The 21363-nt window shown below is 67.3% G+C and carries 19 protein-coding genes; 11 read left to right on the plus strand and 8 right to left on the minus strand.

Features of this window, described 5'->3' with window-relative positions; translation table 11 throughout:
• The first annotated feature begins 127 nt into the window (after window positions 1-127).
• Both sodB and KB879_RS03460 read left to right on the plus strand, forming a co-directional pair.
• Window positions 128-709, plus strand: coding sequence for a superoxide dismutase [Fe] (gene sodB, locus KB879_RS03455; protein ID WP_013955690.1), 582 nt, complete (start codon window positions 128-130; stop codon window positions 707-709).
• Between the two features lie 288 nt (window positions 710-997).
• Window positions 998-2374 (plus strand): alginate export family protein, encoded by a 1377-nt coding sequence (locus tag KB879_RS03460; protein WP_249221245.1) that lies wholly within the window; start codon window positions 998-1000, stop codon window positions 2372-2374.
• A gap of 65 nt (window positions 2375-2439) precedes the next feature.
• On the opposite strand, the gene KB879_RS03465 is transcribed toward KB879_RS03460, so the two are convergent.
• Both KB879_RS03465 and KB879_RS03470 read right to left on the minus strand, forming a co-directional pair.
• On the minus strand, window positions 2440-2919 hold the full coding sequence (locus KB879_RS03465) for a GNAT family N-acetyltransferase (protein WP_153955678.1): 480 nt from the start codon (window positions 2917-2919) through the stop codon (window positions 2440-2442).
• A gap of 291 nt (window positions 2920-3210) precedes the next feature.
• A complete protein-coding gene (locus KB879_RS03470) occupies window positions 3211-3768 on the minus strand; it encodes a tripartite tricarboxylate transporter substrate-binding protein (protein ID WP_249221246.1) in 558 nt (185 codons plus the stop codon).
• On the opposite strand from KB879_RS03470, the gene fdxA reads away from it, so the two are divergent.
• Window positions 3740-4069: a ferredoxin FdxA gene (gene fdxA / locus KB879_RS03475; protein ID WP_211980758.1), complete on the plus strand. Its 330-nt coding sequence runs from the start codon at window positions 3740-3742 to the stop codon at window positions 4067-4069. The genes KB879_RS03470 and fdxA overlap by 29 nt on opposite strands.
• On the opposite strand, the gene KB879_RS03480 is transcribed toward fdxA, so the two are convergent.
• Entirely contained in the window at window positions 4066-5160 is a 1095-nt protein-coding gene (locus KB879_RS03480) for a substrate-binding domain-containing protein (RefSeq protein WP_013955697.1), read from the minus strand. The genes fdxA and KB879_RS03480 overlap by 4 nt on opposite strands.
• Before the next feature lie 149 nt (window positions 5161-5309).
• Between KB879_RS03480 and KB879_RS03485 the strand changes: the two genes are divergently transcribed.
• Genes KB879_RS03485 through KB879_RS03505 form a run of 5 tightly spaced genes read left to right on the plus strand, consistent with a single transcriptional unit; the run spans window position 5310 to window position 11414 of the window.
• Complete coding sequence (locus KB879_RS03485; RefSeq protein WP_013955698.1) at window positions 5310-5837, plus strand: formate dehydrogenase subunit gamma; 528 nt, start codon at window positions 5310-5312, stop codon at window positions 5835-5837.
• Complete coding sequence (locus tag KB879_RS03490) at window positions 5834-7396, plus strand: NADH-quinone oxidoreductase subunit NuoF (RefSeq protein WP_114131253.1); 1563 nt, start codon at window positions 5834-5836, stop codon at window positions 7394-7396. The genes KB879_RS03485 and KB879_RS03490 overlap by 4 nt, the downstream gene beginning before the upstream one ends.
• Window positions 7397-7431: 35 nt before the next feature.
• Window positions 7432-10311: a formate dehydrogenase subunit alpha gene (gene fdhF / locus KB879_RS03495; protein ID WP_013955700.1), complete on the plus strand. Its 2880-nt coding sequence runs from the start codon at window positions 7432-7434 to the stop codon at window positions 10309-10311.
• Between the two features lie 15 nt (window positions 10312-10326).
• Window positions 10327-11193, plus strand: coding sequence for a formate dehydrogenase accessory sulfurtransferase FdhD (gene fdhD, locus KB879_RS03500; RefSeq protein ID WP_211980759.1), 867 nt, complete (start codon window positions 10327-10329; stop codon window positions 11191-11193).
• Complete coding sequence (locus KB879_RS03505) at window positions 11190-11414, plus strand: formate dehydrogenase subunit delta (protein ID WP_010811246.1); 225 nt, start codon at window positions 11190-11192, stop codon at window positions 11412-11414. Before fdhD ends, KB879_RS03505 begins: the two co-directional genes overlap by 4 nt.
• A gap of 54 nt (window positions 11415-11468) precedes the next feature.
• Here the strand turns inward: KB879_RS03505 and KB879_RS03510 are convergent, their stop codons facing one another.
• Genes KB879_RS03510 through KB879_RS03520 form a run of 3 tightly spaced genes read right to left on the minus strand, consistent with a single transcriptional unit; the run spans window position 11469 to window position 14809 of the window.
• On the minus strand, window positions 11469-12164 hold the full coding sequence (locus KB879_RS03510; RefSeq protein ID WP_114131256.1) for a transglycosylase domain-containing protein: 696 nt from the start codon (window positions 12162-12164) through the stop codon (window positions 11469-11471).
• A 58-nt stretch (window positions 12165-12222) separates the two neighbouring features.
• On the minus strand, window positions 12223-13272 hold the full coding sequence (locus KB879_RS03515; protein ID WP_211980760.1) for an Ldh family oxidoreductase: 1050 nt from the start codon (window positions 13270-13272) through the stop codon (window positions 12223-12225).
• Window positions 13273-13285: 13 nt separating this feature from the next.
• The gene (locus KB879_RS03520; protein ID WP_211980761.1) at window positions 13286-14809 is read right to left on the minus strand and encodes a DASS family sodium-coupled anion symporter; all 1524 of its coding nucleotides are present in this window, start codon (window positions 14807-14809) and stop codon (window positions 13286-13288) included.
• Window positions 14810-15245: 436 nt separating this feature from the next.
• On the opposite strand from KB879_RS03520, the gene KB879_RS03525 reads away from it, so the two are divergent.
• On the plus strand, window positions 15246-15491 hold the full coding sequence (locus tag KB879_RS03525) for a hypothetical protein (protein WP_013955706.1): 246 nt from the start codon (window positions 15246-15248) through the stop codon (window positions 15489-15491).
• Between the two features lie 50 nt (window positions 15492-15541).
• Window positions 15542-16363, plus strand: a complete 822-nt coding sequence (locus tag KB879_RS03530) for a tyrosine-protein phosphatase (RefSeq protein ID WP_211980762.1) — start codon at window positions 15542-15544, stop codon at window positions 16361-16363.
• A gap of 1 nt (window position 16364) precedes the next feature.
• Here KB879_RS03530 and KB879_RS03535 read toward each other — a convergent pair whose 3' ends face one another.
• Together KB879_RS03535 and KB879_RS03540 are read right to left on the minus strand one after the other, a co-directional pair.
• Window positions 16365-17600 (minus strand): acetate/propionate family kinase, encoded by a 1236-nt coding sequence (locus KB879_RS03535; protein ID WP_211980763.1) that lies wholly within the window; start codon window positions 17598-17600, stop codon window positions 16365-16367.
• A gap of 47 nt (window positions 17601-17647) precedes the next feature.
• Complete coding sequence (locus KB879_RS03540) at window positions 17648-18517, minus strand: phosphate acetyltransferase (RefSeq protein WP_249221247.1); 870 nt, start codon at window positions 18515-18517, stop codon at window positions 17648-17650.
• 437 nt (window positions 18518-18954) lie between these two features.
• Between KB879_RS03540 and KB879_RS03545 the strand changes: the two genes are divergently transcribed.
• The gene (locus tag KB879_RS03545) at window positions 18955-21339 is read left to right on the plus strand and encodes a DUF3141 domain-containing protein (protein WP_211980765.1); all 2385 of its coding nucleotides are present in this window, start codon (window positions 18955-18957) and stop codon (window positions 21337-21339) included.
• Window positions 21340-21363: the final 24 nt, after the last annotated feature.

Here is a 21363-nt window from a genome sequence, read left to right on the forward strand (position 1 = left end):
CGGAAACCCTTGCCCGGACAAACTAACATCGGAGCAGGGGGCTTTGTCCCGCGGTTTGCGCGGGTCTTGCAAGTCCCCTACAATCGGCAATTCCGGACCCACAACCCCAACCCACAGAGACAGAACAATGGAACACAAGCTCCCCCCGCTCCCGTACGCGCATGATGCCCTGGCTCCGCACATCTCCAAGGAGACGCTGGAGTTCCATCATGACAAGCACCACCAGACCTACGTCACCAACCTGAACAACCTCATCAAGGGCACCGAGTTCGAGAACTCGACCCTGGAAGAGATCGTCAAGAAGTCGTCGGGCGGCATCTTCAACAACGCTGCCCAGGTGTGGAACCACACCTTCTACTGGGACTCGATGAAGCCCAACGGCGGCGGCCAGCCGACCGGCGCGCTGGCTGATGCCATCAACGCCAAGTGGGGCTCGTTCGACAAGTTCAAGGAAGAGTTCACCAAGACCGCCGTGGGCACCTTCGGTTCGGGCTGGGCCTGGCTGGTCAAGAAGACCGACGGCTCGCTGGACCTGGTCTCGACCTCCAACGCCGCCACCCCGCTGACCACCGACGCCAAGGCGCTGCTGACCTGCGACGTGTGGGAACACGCCTACTACATCGACTACCGCAATGCCCGCCCGAAGTACGTCGAGGCATTCTGGAATGTCGTGAACTGGGACTTCGCCGGCAAGAACTTCGCTGGCTGATCCGCGGATCAGCCTTGCAGCAAGAAAGGGCCATGTGGCCCTTTTTTGTTTTGGGCGCGCACGGGGCGGGATTGGGTTTGAATCTGCCTGCGGGATCGTCCATATTTGTCCGTATCCGGCCACCAGCTTCCGGTGCGCCCGCGCGCGCTCCGTGTCATCGTGCACTTCGCAGGCCGGCCGTTTCCCACAGCCAGGTGCCCGATGGCCCGATGGAAGGCATGTTCCCCTTGCAGCCACGTCGGTGCCTGTCGCGCGCCCCGTCCATGGGCTGCTCTGGCTGTCGCGCTCTTGCTAGTCACCGCCGTCGGCGGCGCGAGCGCGCAGCCGCTGCCGTCCCCGCCGAGCGTGCCGCCCCCGTTCAAGCTGTTGCGCTATGACGAGGACTATCGCTACCTGCGCGATCCGGCCATGCGCACGGATTTCTGGGGCCCGGTCAAGTATGTGCCGCTCGGCAGTCCTGGCTGGTTCCTGAGCCTCGGCGGAGAGATCCGCGAGCGCTTTGAGGACTACTCGGCCAGCAATTTCGCCGTGCCGGGTCCGCGTGGCGATGGCTACCTGATGCACCGGGCGCTGCTGCACGCCGACCTGCATGCCGGCGAATCCCTGCGCGCGTTCGTGCAGCTGGGCAACCAGCTGGCCATGGGCAAGGACGTCACCACGCCGCCCTATGTCGACCAGCTCGATGTGCAGCAGGCATTCGTCGACCTGCGCGTGCCGCTCCCGGCGCCCGCGCAGGACCCGCTGCTGGTGCGCGTGGGCCGGCAGGAGATGGCGTTCGGCGCGCAGCGCCTGGTTTCGATCCGCGATGCCCCCAATGTGCGGCGCGCCTTCGACGGACTGAGGCTTGGCTCAAGCCTGGGCGGCGCACGGGTGGATGCCTTCGCCACGCGTCCGGTGCTGCTCAAGGACGGCAGCTTCGACGACCGGCCCAATCAGGCGCAGGGCTTCTGGGGCGTCTATGAGACGATGCCGGCGGCTTTCCTGCCGGCAACCTCCGCCGATCTCTACTACCTCGGTTTCGAGAATGACCGCGCGCTGTTCAGCGATGGCAGCGGCGCGGAGCGGCGGCATTCGCTCGGGGGCCGTCTGTTCGGCCGTCACGGCCGCTGGGACTGGGACTGGGAGGCGCTGTTCCAGTTCGGCAGCCTGGCCTCGCAACAGATCCGCGCATGGGGCTTTTCGACCGATACCGGGTACACCTTTGCGGCGTCGGCCTGGCACCCGCGCGCAGGCATCAAGGCGACCATGGGCAGCGGTGACCGCAATCCGCACGACGGCACCATCGGCACCTACAACGGCTTGTTTCCGAAGCTGGCCTACTTCAACCAGGCCGGCCTGATCGGCGCTTCCAACGTGCTGGATATCCAGCCGTCGCTGACGCTGATTCCCGCGGCCGGCATCAAGCTGACCTTCGCTTGTGACTTCATCTGGCGGGCAACCACGCACGACGCGGTCTACACCTCGGCGGGCATCCCGGTTCCCGGCACCGCGGGCCGCTCCGGCCAGTACAGCAGCAGCCAGCTCTCCGTGGACGTTGCGTGGCAGGCGAGCCGGCATGTGCTGGTCAATGGCGGCGCCGTGTACGTGGACGAGAGCCGCACGCTGAAGGCCGTTGGCGGACACAACACGCGCTTTCTCTACCTGGCACTCGGCTATACGTTCTGATGCGGCGGGCGCCATGCGGCGCATGAATGCATGCACCGCAATCCCTGATTTCCATCAGCCGCGGTTCAAAGCTGCTTGCGGTACACCACGAATCCGGACTTCTCAGCGACGGTGTCGTAAAGGCGCATGGCGGTGGTGTTCGTTTCGTGGGTCTGCCAGTACACCCTTGCCACGCCCAGTGCTTTGGCACGTGCATAGACCTGATCTATGAGTCGACGCGCGACGCCTTTTCCCCTTGCTTCCTCGGCAGTGAAGAGGTCCTGCAAATAGCAGTTCGGACTGAGTTGAATGGTGCTTCGATGCAGCAGAAAATGCGCCAGCCCGATCAACTCGCCCGCTTGCTCTGCAACTAACGCGTACATCGGCTCGTAGGCGTCGAAAAAGCGTGACCAGGTCGTGAGCGTGATTTCCGCCGGCAAGGCAGTGGCACCGTGCCGACCGTAGAATGCGTTATAGCCGCCCCAGAGGACTTTCCACGCAGGGAAGTCGTCCGGCTCGACGGCACGGATCTTCACCGGTTCAGCGGCTGGATCGATCGCTTGCATCATTTTCCTTTTCGGGAGTTCGACTGACCTGGCCACGGCCCGCATGGATCCGCCTGACCGGCAGATTTCGTTCATCCAGGCGCCGCCGCAGCAGCAGAAGGCGCGTTTCGAGATTGTCCTTGATTTTCCGGTTGCAAGGCACCCACCGACTGGAGGACGAACCAGTGCGGATGGCGTCAGTCGGGTGGAGCAGTATCCCTCGGAAAGCCACCCTCGCATGCCATCCACGATGGAAGATCGATGGCGTGGAATTGGCTACGTTCCGATCGGGAGCGAAGTCAGAGAGCGAAGTCAGGATTCTTTCGCCAGCTGCGAGATCCGCTTCCAGCGCGCATCCTCCTTCGGCAGCTCGGCAAGAAACTGGCGGCGATCCGCGATGTCGACGTACATCGACTGCTGCGCGCAGAACGCCTTGAACGCGGGCGATTGGGCGATGCGGATCAGTTCGTCGGACAGGCGCTCCACAACCGCTGCCGGCGTCGCCGCCGGTGCCAGGGCTCCGATCCACGACGAGACCTGGTAGCCCGCAACGCCGGCTTGCGCCGTGGTCGGGACCTCCGGGATCTCGCCCCATCGCGCGGGGCTGGTGACAGCGAGGCCGCGCAGTTTCCCCGCCTTGACCAGGTGCGCGACGTGGCGCAGGCCATGGCGGCGCGCAAGGAAGAACTGATGCGCGAGACCGCCTGACGCGCCTGCGCCCGGGCCAGGCCGGGTGCGGCTCTTCAGCGGATTTGAAGGAGTCGCACAATGGGACGCGTCCCGCGCCCGCGGGCGGGACGCTACGATGATGGGGTCATCACCTGCCGTACCGCAACTGCCCATGACCTTTGTCGTGACGGATGCCTGCATCCAGTGCCGCCATACCGATTGCGTCGAAGTCTGCCCGATGTCGTGCTTCCACGAAGGGCCCAACTTCCTCGCCATCGACCCCGACCAGTGCATCGATTGCTCGATGTGCGTGCCGCTGTGCCCGGTTGGCGCGATCTACTCGGAGCATGACCTGCCCGAGGACCAGCGCCACTTCATTGCCCTCAATGCCGAACTGTCGCGGCGCGCGGACTGGCTGCCGTTGCTCAAGGCCAAGGGGCCGATCCCCGGCCATGAGCAATGGGTCGGTCATCCTGACCGCCTGTCGTTGCTGGAGCGCTAGCGCCCCGCGGTGTAGTCCGGGAACGCTTCTTCCAGCGTCAGCACGGTGCCGGTCAGCGTGCCGTCGTAGCCGGGCAGTGCATTGACGCGCTGGCGGAAGGCTTCGCTGGTGAGCGCGTCCACCGCGCCGGCCAGTGCCGCGCTGCGCAGCTTGGCACGCTCGATCGCAAAGAAGTAGCGCTCCTTGATCACTGGCACGAACGCCAGCCCGAAGCGCCGCGCCGCGGTTTCCACGCCAAAGCCCACGTCGGCCATGCCGCTGCCGATATACGCGGCTACCGCGGCGTGGGTGAACTCGCCATTGCTGTAGCCCTCGATGCGGGCTGTGTCGATGCCGCGCGCGGCCAGCATCAGGTCCAGCAGCAGGCGCGTGCCCGAGCCCACTTGGCGGTTGACGAAGCGCACCTCGCGCCGGGTCAGGTCTTCCAGCGTGTGGATGCCAAGCGGGTTGCCCGGCCGCACGAACAGCCCCTGGCTGCGCACCGCCAGGTGCACCAGGCAGTGGGTGTCCGGTTTGAGCCAGGTGGTGAAATGCCGCCACATGCCGTGCTCGAACTCGCCCACCGGCACATGGAAGCCGGCGATATCGCAGGCGCCTTCGGCCAGGGCCGCCACGGCCTCGACGCTGCCGCAGTACTTCAGGTCGTGCCGCACCTGCTGCTCGTCGAGGAAGTCACGCAGCGCCGCCACCGCGAAGCCGTGGCTGGCATGCAGCCGCGCCGTGGCTTCGGGCTGGTCCATCAGCTTCTTCAACTCGATCTCCAGCTCGGACGCCAGGCTGTCCAGCGTCGGTGACAGCCGCGCCCCGATCCGCTTGCTGGCCCACACCAGCTGCTGCGCCAGCGGCGTCAGCGCGCTGCCGCGCCCGCGAGTCTTGTCGATCAGCGGGCCGCCGAACAGCGCCTCGGCATCGCGCAGGATGCCCCAGGCGTAGCGGTAGGACAGCGATACCGCCTGTGCCGAGTGGCTGATGCTGCCGGATTCCTCGATATGACCGAGCAGGGCGACAAGCCGGGACACGTCCAGGGCCTCGCCACCGGGGCTGGCTTCGTCCCGGATCTGCAGGTGCGGGTGAATCGAGATGCGGATCATATGTAGAAAATAGCTTATTGAAGGGGCGCTGTCACTCCCATATAGTCCTTCCAACGGGAAAAACGGCGACGCCACAGCCCGTAAATAGGAAAAAAATAGCATATAAGAGGCCGCGCTGCCGATCTGGGCGACGCCTCACAGGAGACGCTATGCCAGAAATTGCCCCCCACGCAGCGGCATCCGCCGATGCCACGCGCATCGCCGCCATCGTGGCGGCACGCCAGGAAATGCCGGGCGCCTTGCTGCCGATCCTGCATGAGATCCAGGACACACAGGGCTATATTCCCGACGCCGCCGTGCCCGTGATTGCCCGCGCGCTGAACCTGTCGCGCGCCGAGGTGCATGGCGTGATCACCTTCTACCACCACTTCCGCCAGCAGCCGGCCGGGCGCCACGTGGTACAGGTCTGCCGCGCCGAAGCCTGCCAGTCGGTCGGTGCCGAAGCGCTGGCCGAGCATGCGCAGCGCGCACTTGGCTGTGGCTTCCATGAAACCAGCGCGGACGGGCAGGTGACGCTGGAGCCGGTTTATTGCCTGGGCCAGTGCGCCTGCGGCCCGGCGGTGATGGTCGGCGAGCAACTGCACGGCTATGTCGACGCGAAACGCTTCGACGCGCTAGTGCGCTCGCTGCGCGAGTCTTCGAAAGAAACCCCGGAAGCGGCGGAGGCACAGGCATGATCACGGTCACCACCATCTTCGTGCCGCGCGACTCCACCGCGCTGGCGCTGGGCGCCGACGATGTGGCGCGCGCCATTGCGCGCGAAGCCGCCGCGCGCAACCAGCACGTGCGCATTGTCCGCAACGGCTCGCGCGGCATGTTCTGGCTGGAGCCGCTGGTCGAGGTGCAGACCGGAGCCGGCCGCGTGGCCTATGGCCCGGTCAGCGCCGCAGACGTGCCGGAATTGTTCGACGCTGGCCTGCTGCAAGGCGGCGAGCACGCGCTGTCGCAGGGCGTGACCGAAGAGATCCCCTTCCTGAAGCAGCAGGAGCGCCTGACCTTCGCCCGCGTCGGCATCACCGATCCGCTGTCGCTGGACGACTACCGCGCGCATGAGGGCTTTGCCGGCCTGGAGCGCGCGCTGGCGATGCAGCCCGCCGAGATCGTGCAGGAGGTCACCGACTCCGGCCTGCGCGGCCGCGGCGGCGCGGCATTCCCGACCGGCATCAAGTGGAAGACCGTGCTGGGCGCGCAGTCCGCGGTCAAGTACATCGTCTGCAATGCCGACGAAGGCGACTCGGGCACGTTCTCTGACCGCATGGTGATGGAAGACGACCCGTTCATGCTGATCGAAGGCATGACCATTGCCGCCCTGGCGGTGGGTGCTGAGCAGGGCTACATCTACTGCCGTTCCGAATACCCGCACGCGATTGCCGTGCTGGAAAGCGCGATCGGCATCGCCAACGCCGCCGGCTGGCTCGGCGACGACATCCGCGGCAGCGGCAAGCGCTTCCACCTGGAAGTGCGCAAGGGCGCCGGCGCCTATGTCTGCGGCGAGGAAACCGCGCTGCTGGAAAGCCTGGAAGGACGGCGCGGCGTGGTGCGCGCCAAGCCGCCGCTGCCGGCGCTGCAGGGGCTGTTCGGCAAGCCCACGGTGATCAACAACGTGATCTCGCTGGCCACCGTGCCGGTGATCCTGGCGCGCGGCGCGCAGTACTACCGCGACTACGGCATGGGCCGTTCGCGCGGCACGCTGCCGTTCCAGCTGGCCGGAAACATCAAGCGGGGCGGACTGGTGGAGAAAGCGTTCGGCGTCACGCTGCGCGAGCTGCTGGTCGACTACGGCGGCGGCACGCGCAGCGGCCGCGCCATCCGCGCGGTGCAGGTGGGCGGGCCGCTGGGCGCCTACCTGCCCGAGTCGCGCTTCGACGTGCCGCTGGACTATGAAGCCTATGCCGCGTTCGGCGGCGTGGTCGGCCACGGCGGCATCGTGGTGTTCGATGAAACCGTCGACATGGCAAAGCAGGCCCGCTACGCGATGGAGTTCTGTGCGATCGAATCGTGCGGCAAGTGCACCCCGTGCCGGATCGGCTCGACCCGCGGGGTCGAAGTGATGGACCGCATCATTGCCGGCGAGCAGCCGGTCAAGCATGTCGCACTGGTGCGCGACCTGTGCGACACCATGCTTAACGGCTCGCTGTGCGCGATGGGCGGCATGACACCGTACCCGGTGCTGTCCGCGCTGAATGAATTCCCCGAGGACTTCGGCCTCGCCTCCAACCCAGCCAAGGCCGCCTGAGCCAGGTCCAGCAGAGACACGGGAGACAAACCGCCATGAACGCCCGCAACGAGATCGATTTCGGCACGCCTGCCAGCCCATCCACTGAACTGGTCACCCTGGAGGTCGATGGCGTCAGCGTCACCGTGCCCGCCGGCACCTCAGTGATGCGCGCCGCGATGGAAGCGCAGATCGCCGTCCCCAAGCTGTGCGCCACCGACAGCCTCGAAGCCTTCGGCTCGTGCCGGCTGTGCCTGGTCGAGATCGAAGGGCGCCGCGGCTATCCGGCATCGTGCACCACGCCGGTCGAAGCCGGCATGAAGGTCAAGACCCAGAGCGACAAGCTGGCCGACCTGCGTCGCGGCGTGATGGAGCTATATATCTCCGACCACCCGCTCGATTGCCTGACCTGCCCGACCAACGGCAATTGTGAACTGCAGGACATGGCCGGCGTGGTCGGCCTGCGTGAAGTGCGCTACAACGACGGCGGCCCGGAAGCTGCGCCGATCGCGACGCACACGCAGATGAAGAAGGACGAATCCAATCCTTACTTCACCTATGACCCCTCCAAGTGCATCGTCTGCAACCGCTGCGTGCGTGCCTGCGAGGAAACGCAGGGTACCTTCGCCCTGACCATCAGCGGCCGCGGCTTCGATTCCCGCGTCTCGCCCGGCACCAGCCAGTCGTTCATGGAATCGGACTGCGTCTCGTGCGGCGCCTGCGTGCAGGCGTGCCCGACCGCGACGCTGACCGAGACCTCGGTGATCAAGTTCGGCCAGCCCTCGCACAGCACCGTGACTACCTGTGCCTATTGCGGCGTGGGCTGTTCGTTCAAGGCCGAGATGAAGGGCAATGAAGTGGTGCGCATGGTGCCGTACAAGGACGGCAAGGCCAATGAAGGTCACGCCTGCGTCAAGGGCCGCTTTGCCTGGGGCTACGCCACGCACAAGGACCGCATTCTCAAGCCGATGATCCGCGCCAAGATCACCGATCCGTGGCGCGAGGTGTCGTGGGAAGAGGCGATCGACTACGCCGCGTCGCAGTTCAAACGTATCCAGGCCGAGCACGGCAAGGATTCGATCGGCGGCATCGTGTCGTCGCGCTGCACCAATGAAGAGGGCTACCTGGTCCAGAAACTGGTGCGTGCCGCCTTCGGCAACAACAACGTCGACACCTGCGCGCGCGTGTGCCATTCGCCGACCGGCTATGGCCTGAAGCAGACCCTGGGTGAATCGGCCGGCACGCAGACCTTCAAGTCGGTCGAGAAGGCCGACGTGATCATGGTGATTGGCGCCAACCCGACCGACGGACACCCGGTCTTTGCCTCGCGCATGAAGAAGCGCCTGCGCGCCGGAGCGAAGCTGATCGTGGTCGATCCGCGCCGCATCGACCTGGTGGATTCGCCGCATATCCGTGCCGACTATCACCTGCAGCTGCGCCCGGGCACCAACGTGGCACTGGTGACCTCGCTGGCCCACGTGATCGTCACCGAAGGCCTGCTCAACGAAGCCTTCATCGCTGAGCGCTGCGAGGACCGCGCCTTCCAGCAATGGCGCGATTTCGTCTCGTTGGCGGAGAACTCGCCCGAGGCCATGGAAAGCGTCACCGGCATTCCGGCGGAACAGCTGCGCGGCGCCGCGCGCCTGTACGCTACCGGCGGCAATGCAGCGATCTACTACGGCCTGGGCGTGACCGAGCATGCGCAAGGCTCCACCACCGTGATGGGCATTGCCAACCTGGCCATGGCCACCGGCAATATCGGCCGCGAAGGCGTGGGCGTGAACCCGCTGCGTGGGCAGAACAACGTGCAGGGCTCGTGCGATATCGGCTCGTTCCCGCATGAGCTGCCGGGCTACCGCCACGTGTCGGACTCGACCACGCGTGGCCTGTTCGAAGCTGCGTGGAACGTCGAGATCAGCCCCGAGCCGGGCCTGCGCATTCCCAATATGTTCGAAGCCGCGCTGGCTGGCAGCTTCAAGGGCCTGTACTGCCAGGGCGAGGACATCGTCCAGTCCGACCCGAATACGCAGCACGTGTCCGAGGCGCTGTCGTCGATGGAATGCATTGTGGTGCAGGACATCTTCCTCAACGAGACCGCCAAGTACGCGCACGTGTTCCTGCCGGGCTCGTCCTTCCTGGAAAAGGACGGCACCTTCACCAACGCCGAGCGCCGCATCTCGCGCGTGCGCAAGGTGATGCCGCCCAAGGCGCGCTATGCCGACTGGGAAGCGACCATCCTGCTGGCCAATGCGCTCGGCTATCCGATGGAGTACAAGCATCCGTCGGAGATCATGGACGAGATCGCGCGCCTGACGCCGACCTTCGCGGGCGTCAGCTACAAGCGCCTGGACCAGCTGGGCAGCATCCAGTGGCCGTGCAACGCCGACGCGCCGGAAGGCACGCCGACCATGCATATCGACGCCTTCGTGCGTGGCAAGGGCAAATTCATCATCACCAAGTACGTGCCCACCACCGAGAAGATCACGCGCGCCTTCCCGCTGATCCTGACCACTGGCCGCATCCTGTCGCAATACAACGTCGGCGCGCAGACGCGCCGCACCGACAACGTCTACTGGCATGCCGAGGACCGGCTCGAGATCCATCCGCACGATGCCGAGGAGCGCGGCATCAAGGACGGCGACTGGGTTGGGGTGCAGAGCCGGGCAGGGGACACCGTGCTGCGCGCGATTGTCAGCGAGCGCATGCAGCCGGGTGTGGTCTACACCACCTTCCACTTCCCGGAATCCGGCGCCAACGTGATCACCACCGACAACTCCGACTGGGCCACCAACTGCCCGGAATACAAGGTGACCGCGGTGCAGGTGCTGCCGGTGGCGCAGCCTTCGGCGTGGCAGCGGGAGTACCAGGAGTTCAACACCCAGCAGCTGCAACTGCTGGAAGCCGCGAGCGCCGATCCGGCGCAGGCCGCAGGGTGAGCGGAGGGTCACGCCATGATGCGCTGCATGCAGTCACCGGAAATTGATCCGGAAGCGGCGGAAGACGCCGTGCCCGCCACCCACAGCACCTTCGCCGTCAGCCGCTGGCGCCGCGGCGAGCTGATGCTGAGCCCCGATGAAGTGGCCGAGGAAGTGCCGGTCGCGCTGGTGTACAACGGCATCTCGCACGCGGTGATGCTGGCGACGCCGGCCGACCTGGAGGACTTTGCGATCGGGTTCAGCCTGAGCGAGGGCATCGTTACCCGTGCCAGCGACGTCTATGACATCGAGATCGATATGCGCGAGCACGGCATCGCCGTGCAGCTGGAGATCGCCTCCGAAGCCTTCATGCGGCTCAAGGATCGCCGCCGCTCGCTGGCCGGGCGCACCGGCTGCGGGCTGTGCGGCACTGAATCGCTGGAGCAGGTGATGCGCCTGCCGGCACCTGTGCGCAGCGAAGCCAGCTTCCATACCGACGTGATTCAGGCCGCCTTCGTGCAACTGCAACTGCGACAGGAGCTGCAGCAACACACGGGTGCGACGCACGCTGCCGCATGGCTGCGTGCCGATGGCCATGTATCGCTGGTGCGCGAAGACGTGGGCCGCCACAACGCGCTGGACAAGCTGGCGGGCGCGCTTACCCGCAGCGGCGAGGACATCTCCAGCGGCGCGGTGCTGGTGACCAGTCGCGCGAGCTATGAAATGGTGCTGAAGACCGCCGCCATCGGCGCCGGCGTGCTGGCCGCAGTGTCCGCACCGACGGCGCTGGCCGTGCGCCTCGCCGAGCAGGCCAACATCACCCTGGCCGGCTTCGTGCGCGCCGGCGCGCACGTGGTCTATGCCCATCCCCAACGTTTGCAGCACGAAGCGAGTCTGGCATGAAGATCGACAACCTCATCACCATGGCCAACCAGATCGGCAGCTTCTTCGAGGCCATGCCGGATCGGGAAGAGGCTGTCTCGGATATTGCGGGGCATATCAAGCGGTTCTGGGAGCCGCGGATGCGCAAGGCGCTGCTGGGGCATGTGGATGCCGAAGCAGGGAGCGGGCTGTTGGATATCGTGCGCGAGGCGCTGGGGCGGCATCGGGCGATGCTGGAGTAAGGGAGGCGTTGGGCTTGGTGCCAGGCACCTCCGGCGCCAAGCAGAAACACCACCTCACCTCAACCTCAACGGCTCCAGCAACGCCCCGTCATACTCCCCCCGCGAGATCCGCCCAAGCTCCAGCATTCGCTGCAGGATATAAACCTGCCGCTGCCGCGCCCGCCTAGGATTCGCCACCGGATTGTTAGCCGAAGGCGCCTTGGGCAACCCGGCCAGCATCGCACACTCAGCCAGCGTCAACTGATCCAGCCGCTTGCCAAAGTAAGCCCGCGCCGCATCGGCAAAGCCGTACGCCCCCTGTCCCAGGTAGATCTTGTTCATATACAGCTCCAGGATCTCGTCCTTGGTCAGCGCCTTTTCAATCCGGTAGGACAGCAGCACCTCGTACAGCTTGCGGGTATAGGTCTTGTCCCGCGACAGGTAGAAATTGCGTGCCACCTGCATGGTGATGGTCGATGCCCCCTGCGACAGCTCGTCCGACAAGTTGGCAACGCCGGCACGGACGACGCCGATGTAGTCAATGCCGTCATGCACGTAGAAGCGCTCATCCTCGATCGCCACCACGGCGTCGGTCAGCTCGCGCGGGATCTTGCCGATGGGCACATAGTCGGGCGTATGGCGGAAGGCGGTAAGCGCGTCGAGCGACGGCAGCTGCCGGTTGGCGGCCAGGATGGCGATGGCGGCCAGCAGCGCGCCGCCGATCACGGCGAGCACCAGCAGCTTGATGAAGGCGGACCAGAGGCTTTTCATGGCACGTATTGTGCCAGCCGCGCGCGGCAGGACGCGAGCCCCGCCGCGGGCGGCGCCTTCAGGCCGTTGGGACGGCTACGTTGAGCGACTGTGCCAGGCGCTCGAGGTTGCGCCAGATGGCCGGGTTGATGTCCAGCGTGTCGCCGGCCTGCGCCCGGTTGGCGGCCTCGTACTCGCCGGGGTACTGCACGCGGTCGACGCCCGGCGCCGGCGGCGTGTCGTGCAGGTAGCGGATGAACGCCTCGACCTCGGCGCTCTGCCAGTCCAGGCCCAGGTCCAGCGCAGGATTGAGCAGCACCGCGAACAGGTTGTTGGTGGCCACGCCGCCGCGCGGGTTGTCCGGCTGGATGGTGCCGCCGCCGGACAGCACGCCCGCCAGCAACTCGGCCACTACGCCCAGCGCATAGCCCTTGTGGCCGCCGAAGGGCAGCAGCGCGCCGGGGTGTTCGCCGAACATGGTGGAGGCGTCGGTGGCGGGGTTGCCGTCGGCGTCGATGATGCTGCGCTCTGGCGCCGCCTCGCCTTTCTCGGCCAGCACACGGGCCTTGTTGATCGCAATCGCGCTGGTGGCGATGTCCATCACCAGCGGCGGCCGCCCGTTGGGCATCGGCCCGGCAAAGCACAGCGGGTTGGTGGTGAGCCGCGCCACGCGGCCGCCGAACGGGGCCACCACAGGCGCGCGGTTGATCACGTTGGTGAAGCTCAGCAGCACAAAGCCGGCGGCTGCCACCATCTCGCCGTAGTGGCCCATGCGGCCGAGATGGTGCGAGCGGCGCAGCGTGACGATGCAGTGGCCATGCTGGCGCACGCGCTCGATCGCTGCCTGCATCACGGACTTGCCCACGTGCTGGCCGAAGCCGCCGTCGCCGTCGAACACCATCAGCGTGCCCTGGTCCAGCACGCATTTGGCGCGGCCTTGCGGGTTGACGCTGTGGCTGTCGAGGGCCGTGCGGTAGTTGGGCAGGATCGACAAGCCGTGGCTGATATAGCCGCAGCGGTCGGCTTCGACCAGGTGCTCGGCCACGTCGTCGGCGATGTCGGCGGGTACCTGCTGCGCGGCGAGGATGTCGCGGGCAAGCTGGCGGGCGCTGGCGAGGGAGACCTTCATGGCAGCCATCTCCTCAGATCCAGCCGAGCCAGCGCCAGTAGGTGGCCGCGAACAGCAGCATCATGGCGTAGCCGATGATCGTCACGGGGATGCCGATGCGCGCGAACTGGCGGCCGTTGAAGGTTTCCGTGCCCAGGCACACCATGTTCTGCGGCGCGTTGATCGGCAAGATAAAGCCGAAGCTGACGGTAAAGCCCAGCAGCATGGTCATGCCCACGCGGTTGATGTCGCCGGGCAGCGTCTGCAGCACCGCGATCAGGATCGGCAGCAGCGCCGCGGTCAGCGCGGTGGCGCTGGCAAAGCCCAGGTGGATCAGGATCAGGAAGGCCGACAGTATCGCAAACACCAGCAGCGCGCCGTGCGTCGCCAGCCCGGAATGCGTGACCACGAACTGCCCCAGCCACTGGCCGGCGTTGGTGGACAGCAGCGCCGTGCCCAGGCTGATGCCGACGCCGAACACGATCAGCGTGCCCCAGGGCGTGCGTTGCTGCATGGTCTTCCAGTCCATCACGCCGATGCGCGGCATCATCAGGATCACCAGGCCGACGAAGGTCACGGTGGCGGTATCGAAGCTGTGCAGCTTGCCTTCGGTGGCCCAGAGCAGCAGCAGTCCCAGCGATACCGCGGCCAGCCGCTTCTGCGGCGCGCTCATCGGGCCGAGGGCCGACAGCTCGCGCTGCACGGCTTCCTTGCCGCCGGGGATGGCGTCGGTCTCGGCGGGCAGCAGGAAGCGCACCAGGAAATACAGCACCACCGACATCGCGATGGCCCACGGCGCGCCGGCGATCAGCCATTGCAGCCAGGTGATGCGCTCGCCCAGCAGCTTGTCCATGAAGCCCACCGTCAGCAGGTTCTGCGCCGCGGCGGTCTGGATGCCGACGTTCCAGATGCTGGTGGCCTGCGCCACCGTGATCATGATGCCGGCGGCGATATTGGACTTTTTGTCGACGCCGAAGGCGGCGATCACGCCCATCATGATCGGCACCACGCAGGCGCTGCGTGCGGTGGCGCTGGGCACCACCAGGCTCAGCGCGATGGTGACGGCGATCGTGCCGATCAGGATGCGGCGCGTGCTGGTGCCGATGGCAGACAGCGTCACCAGCGCGATGCGCCGGTCTAGCCCGGTCACGGTCATCGCTGCGGAGATAAACAGCGCCGCGGCGACCAGTGCCAGCGCGGTGTTGGAGAACCCCGCCAGTGCCATGCCGAGCGCTTTCGAGGTGCCGTACTGCACCGAGGGGTCGTTGACGGTCGGCGCAAAGCCGATCAGCCCCGCCATCAGCGAGGTGATCATGATGGCACTGGTCTCATATGACACCGCCTCAGTGATCCACACCACGATGGCGAACGCGAGGATCGCCAGCATGCGCTGGCCGGCGACGGTCAGCCCCTCGGGCTGCGGGATCGCCAGCACCACGAGCAGCGCAGCGACGGCGGCGAACAGGCCCCAGTGCAGCGTGAGTTTCGGTGTCGGCACGACAGCCTGTGCAGCCGCGGCGGAGGGGGCGGAAGGGGGGGAGGCGGAAGTGTCTGTCATCGCCGGCATCCTGTTGGTTGGTGATCCTGGTCGGTACCCGGGGACACCTGGCTCGGACGGCTCTCGGCGGACAGTGCGGCGCGCCGGCGCTGGGACAGCACGGCCGGCAGGACAGGCAAGTGTCGGTCGCGAGACGGCATCCGTGTGCGGTGTGCCCGGAGCGGCCTCGCTGCTGGCGTGGCCGCCGCGTTCGACATGATAGGAATTTTCCGACTGGCAGCCGGCCCTGTCGAGGGCAACTCCGTGCTATTTCCGCCCGCCATGAGCAAGATCAAGTCCACGCGTGATCAATGGATACTCGGGCCGCCACAGGCGTCATACCAGTGAGAAGCTCGCCACATAAGGTCTGGCGGCGGTGTGTGTGCGCAAGCGCGCCACCATGGCCCCGGCCGGGTGATGCATGAGCGGAAGTGATCTGAAATAATTGGAGCCGACCATGAAGGTTTTGGTACGTGGACTGAAAGCAGGGCTGGACGCTGCGGCGCTGCGCGAGGCGCTGGCGCGGTATGCGAAGATCCGTTCGGTGGAACTGGTGGAAGCGGGCGACCCGAAGCACCCGTGGGCGTGGGTCGATATCGATGCCAGTGCGCTGACGGTGTGGAAGCTGGTGGCGCGGCTGGACCGGCGCTATATCGCCGGCTGCCACCTGCGCTGGCATGTGCCGGCGTACCGCGAGCGCTGAAGCGCCGGCACGGCATCGGCCCGTATCGCAAGGACAATCAGGAAAGAACAATGATCAAGTGGCTTCAACGCGCAGGCTGCCTGCCAGCGCATGCCGTCGTGCCGCAGGCTCCGGCCGCGGCCAGCGACCAGGGCCGGCATGACCTGGCCTTCGACACCATCAGCAATGCGCGCGACCTTGGCGGCCTGGCCGGCGCGGGCGGACGCCGCGTGCGCCAGGGGCGCCTGTACCGCAGCGGCAACCCCGCGCTGGCCAGCGCGGCGGACCTGGAGCGGCTGCAGACGCTCGGGCTCGACATGGTGGTGGATTTCCGTTCGCCCGGCGAGAAGTCGCCCGAAGAGGCCGCCTTCGGCCAGCGCTTCCACTGGGTGGCGGCGCCGGTGCTGGAGGGCAGCATGGCGATGGACGTGCTGATGCCGCGCCTGCGCGCCAGCACGCCGGCACAGATGGATGCCTTCATGCTGGAGGTCTATGGCGACTTCCCGGTGCGCTACCGCGAGGCCTTCGCCGGCTTCATGCGCACCGCGCAGGACGGCAAGACGCTGCTGTTCCACTGCACCGCCGGCAAGGACCGCACGGGCTTTGCCGCCCTGCTGTTGCTGGCGGCGCTGGGCGTGGCGCAGGCCGATATCCTGGCTAACTACCTGGAGTCGAACCAGCGCAATGCGCAGTTCAACCAGACTGCGCTGGCGCGCATGGCCGAGCTTGGCGTGGCTCCCGCGGTGATGACGCCGCTGCTGGAAGTCCGCGCCAGCTACCTCGATGCGTCGATGCAGGCCATCGATGCAGGCTGGGGCAGTGTCGACAACTACCTGCGCGACGCGCTCGAAGTGGACGTCGCGCAGCTGCGCGGGCACTACCTGGCAGGCTGACTCAAAGCTGCCCGCATTCGCGCAGGATGCGGGCGGTGTTCAGCGCAATCATTCCTTCTTCATCGGTCGGCAGCACCAGCACCGGCACGCGGCTGTCGTCCCGGCTGATGCGCTGGCTGTTCTCGCCGTTGGCGCCACCGTCGAGCGCGATGCCGAACAGGCCCGCCAGGTGTTCGCAGATGCGTGCGCGCACCGGCGGCGAGTTGGTGCCGATGCCCGCGGTGAACACCAGCGCGTCAAGGCCGCCCAGCGTGGGGGCGAGCTTGCCGATCTCCTGCGCGGCGCGGTAGGTGTAGAAGTCCACCGCCAGCCGCGCGCGCGGTGCATCGCTGGCCAGCAGCGCGCGCATGTCGCTGCTCACGCCTGACAGTCCCTTCAGCCCGGATTCCTGGTACAGCATCGCCTGGATCTCGGCCGGCTTCATGCCCTGCTGCGCCAGCCACAGCAGCGCGCCGGGATCGACCGAGCCGCAGCGCGTGCCCATGGGCAGGCCGTCGAGCGCAGTCAGGCCCATGGTGCTTTCCACGCTGCGGCCGTCGCGCATGGCGCACAGGCTGGCGCCGTTGCCCAGGTGCGCCACGATCACGCGGCCCTCGGCCAGGTCGGGCGCGACCTGGCGCAGCCGGCGCGCGATGTACTCGTACGACAACCCGTGGAAGCCATAGCGCCGGATGCCGCGCTCGTAGTACGCGTAGGGCAGCGCCATCAGCTGCGCCAGCACGTCGTGGCCAGCATGGAAGGCGGTGTCGAAGCAGGCCACCTGCAGCAGGTCCGGCACGGCCTCGCGCACCGCGCGGATGGCAGTCAGGTTGTGCGGCTGGTGCAGCGGCGCCAGCGGCACCAGCGCCTCCAGCTTTGCGATCACCTCGTCGTCGATGCGCACGGCCTGCGCATAGTCGGCGCCGCCATGCACCACGCGATGGCCGATCGCCACCGGCGGGTTGTCGCGCAGGCCCACGCTCAGCACCAGGCGCACCAGGCGGAAGGCGGCGTCGTGGTCGGCCACCTGGGCCTGCGGGAAGGTCTCTTCGGCGACCACGCGCCCGTCGGCCATGCGCGCGGTCAGGCGCGGCGCCACGCCGATGCCCTCGATCTGGCCGTGCGCGCTCAACACCGGGTTGATGTCGGCATTGCCATGCGCGGCGTCGGGCACGGCGTAGACCGATACCTTGACGCTGGACGAGCCGGCGTTGACAACTAGGATGATGGGATGCACGGCAGGATGGATGGCGGTCACGCTGGATGGACTCCCAAGTGGTTGCGCAAGGGCCGCACGGGCACGGCTCAGACCTGCGCCGCGGCTGCGGCGTTGCGGCGTGCGTGCGCCAGCAGCACGGCAATGGCGCAGCTGCCGATGCGCGCGCGCACGCTGTCGGCCCGGCTGGTGAGGATGATGGGCACGCGCGCGCCCAGCACGATGCCGGCGGCTTCGGCGCCCGCCAGGAAGGTCAGCTGCTTGGCCAGCATATTGCCGGCTTCCAGGTCCGGCACCAGCAGGATGTCGGGGTCGCCGGCCACGTCCGAGTCGATGCCCTTGGTGATGGCGGCTTCGCGGCTGATGGCGTTGTCGAAGGCGAGCGGGCCGTCCAGCATGCCGCCGGTGATCTGGCCGCGCCGTGCCATGGTGCACAGCGCCGCGGCGTCGATGGTGGAGGGGATCTTGTCGGTGACGGTTTCCACTGCCGACAGGATCGCCACCTTGGGCTGCTCGATGCCCAGCATGCGCACCAGGTCGATGGCATTGCGGCAGATATCTGCCTTCTCGTTGAGCGTGGGGAAGATGTTGACCGCTGCATCGGTGATGAACAGCGGCTTGTGGTAGCGCGGCACGCTCATGGCGAATACATGCGACAGGCGCCGCCCGGTGCGCAGGCCACTGGCCGAGGCGGTGACCGCATGCAGCAACTCGTCGGTGTGCAGGCTGCCCTTCATCAGCAGCTCGGCCTCGCCGGCCCGCACGGCTTCGACCGCGCGCTCGGCCGAGGCATGGCTGTGCGCGGTGTCGATGATCCGGGTGTCGCCCAGCGCAAGTCCATGCTCGGCGGCGACCTGCCGGATGCGCGCGGCGGGCCCGACCAGGATCGGTACGATCAGGCCCAGCTTCGCGGCCTCGAGCGCGCCGCTCAGCGATGAGACATCGCACGGGTGCGCCACCGCGGTGGGGATGGGCGGCAGCCCAGCGCAGCGCGGTGTACTTGTCCGGCGCCTCGGCGGCGGGCGCGGCAAGTCCGGACATGGCAGACGTGGCAGTCGAGGCAGCGGTCATGGCGATGTTCCGAGAGCGGATGCTGGGCAAGGATACTGGTCCGGCGCGGTGGCGTCGAGGGATGGCCGTCGGTCTCGCACCGGGTGCTCCGCGCACCGCCTTGCTGCAGTGCGCAAGCGCACTGCGCCAGTATAGGCGACGAATTTGTCGGGTTGATGACCGATGGATGCTGCGCGCGGCGAGGCTTTGGGGGGTGCCGGTCAGCGGGTTGCACGGCATCGCCGCGGCTGCTAGGCTTGTTTTTGCTGCAATGCAACAAGCGTCACTCCAGTGGCGCTGACAGTGCGCCAGCGCCCGGCAGCGGCGCCAATCAGGGGAAAGTGGAATGACCGCACGCATACCCGCCAGGCCGCCGCAAGGCAGTTCCGGCCCATCACCCTCCACCACGCAGGTCCCAGAAGCAGCCAATCCGTTCGCGGCGCTCGGCCAGCCGGCGTTGGAATACTTCACCGACGCCTGGCAGCGCACCGTGCTGCTGTTCGACATCCTGCGCGAGCGCGGCAACGAGACCGCCGAGCATGAGCGCGAGGGCATGCCGCCTGTGCTCGTGTTCGAGCAGGAACTGCTGGCCGACGGCCGCGAACTGCCCGAGCCCGTCAACTACGCGCTGCTGCGCATCGTGCCGCCGGCCAACAGCCCGACCGACCCTGCCAAGCGCCCCTTCGTGGTGATTGACCCGCGCGCGGGCCACGGCCCCGGCATCGGTGGCTTCAAGGCCGACAGCGAGATCGGTATCGCGCTGCGCACCGGGCATCCGTGCTATTTCGTCACCTTCTTCCAGGAGCCCTGCCCGGGGCAGACGATCGAATCGGTGGCGCGCGCCGAGGCCGACTTCCTCAAGATCGTCGGCGAGCGGCACCCGGACGCACCCGGCAAGCCCTTCGTCATCGGCAACTGCCAGGCCGGCTGGGCACTGATGATCCTGGCCGCGGTCGCGCCCGAGCGCACCGGGCCGCTGCTGGTGGCCGGCGCACCGCTGGCGTACTGGTCGGGCGTGCGCGGGCGCAACCCGATGCGCTACAGCGGCGGGCTGCTGGGCGGCTCGTTTCTGGCCTCGCTGACCGCCGACATGGGCAATGGCCGCTTCGACGGTGCCTGGCTCGTGCAGAACTTCGAGCAGCTCAATCCGGCCAACACGCTGTGGAAGAAGCTCTACGACGTCTACGCCAAGGCGGACACGGAAGGCCCGCGCTTCCTGGAGTTCGAGCGCTGGTGGGGCGGCCACTTCCTGATGAACCGCGCGGAGATCGACTGGATTGTGCAGAACCTGTTCGTCGGCAACCGGCTGACCGCGGGCGAGGTGCGCAGCAGCGACGGCAAGACCGTGGTGGACCTGCGCAACATCCGTTCGCCGGTGGTCGTCTTCGCGTCCTGGGGGGACAACATCACGCCGCCGCAGCAGGCGCTGAACTGGATCCCGGACCTGTACCCCACCGATGAGGAACTGGTCGCCAACGACCAAGTGATCGTCTACTGCCTGCACGAGACCGTGGGGCACCTGGGCATCTTTGTTTCCGCCGGCGTCGCCAACCGCGAACACAGCGAACTGTTCTGCGCGCTGGACCTGATCGATGTGCTGCCGCCGGGCCTGTACGAGGCCAAGATCGAGGACGTGGCGCCTGACCTGCCACACCGGGACCTGATCGAAGGGCGCTACCTGGTGCGCTTCGAGCGCCGCAGCGTCAACGACATCCTGGCGCTGGACGACGGCCGCGAGGACGAACGCCCGTTCGAGGTGGTGCGGCGCGTGGCCGAGATCAACCAGCACATGTACGACACCTTCGTCTCGCCATGGGTGCGCGCGATGTCCAATGAACTGGGCGCGCAGTGGATGCGCACGCTGCACCCGGCGCGGCTGGAGCGCTCGCTGGCGACCGACATGAATCCGTGGATGGCGTGGATCGGCGCGATGGCGCCGATGGTGCGCGCGCATCGCGCGCCGGTGGCGCCGGACAATCCGTTCCTGACCATGGAGAAGGCCGCGTCGGCGCAGATCGTCAGCGCGCTCGACCAGTATCGTGATGTACGCGACGCGTGGTACGAGCGGACCTTCGAGGCAATCTACGGTTCGCCGGCGATGGCGGCGCTGGTGGGCATGAGCGGGCAGTTGCCACCGGCCAACGTGGAGTCGCCCGTCACCGTGGCGTTGCGCAAGGAACTGGCGCAGCGGCGCCTGCACGATGCCGAGGCGGCGATCGGGCAGGGCGGCACACTGGAGGCCTTTGTGCGCGTGCTGGCCTACGTGGCCGATCGCCCCAGCGCCATCGAGGAGCGGCCGTTCAACCTGCTGCGCCGCATTGCGCGCGAACAGCAGCAAGCCACCGAGCAATCCGGCGGCCAGGCCGACCTGGCCGCCTTCAAGACCGCAGTGCGCCAGCAGAGCTTTATCGTCAGGCTGGATCCGCAGCGCGCGATCCGGGCGCTGCCGGCCCTGGTGCCGGACCGCGAGACCCGCCGCAAGCTGATGGTGGCGGCGCATCGCGTGATGACGGTCGGCGGCCCGCTGTCAGGCGAGCGGCTGGGGCGCTATCGCGAAGTCGCCGAAGTAATGGGCACGGGTCATCCGCCCGAGGCTGCCGACGCAGTTGCGCCGGTGGACGCGGCCGATACCGCGTCTGCCCTCAGCCATGCCGGGAACGGCAAGCCGCAGGCCGCGCGCACCACCGGCAAGCGCAAGGCCGCGCCGCGCGCCACGCGGCCGCGCAGCTGAGGCTTGCGCACCGCATCGGGTTTG

The organism is Cupriavidus sp. KK10 (assembly GCF_018223725.1).
Lineage (GTDB): Bacteria > Pseudomonadota > Gammaproteobacteria > Burkholderiales > Burkholderiaceae > Cupriavidus > Cupriavidus necator.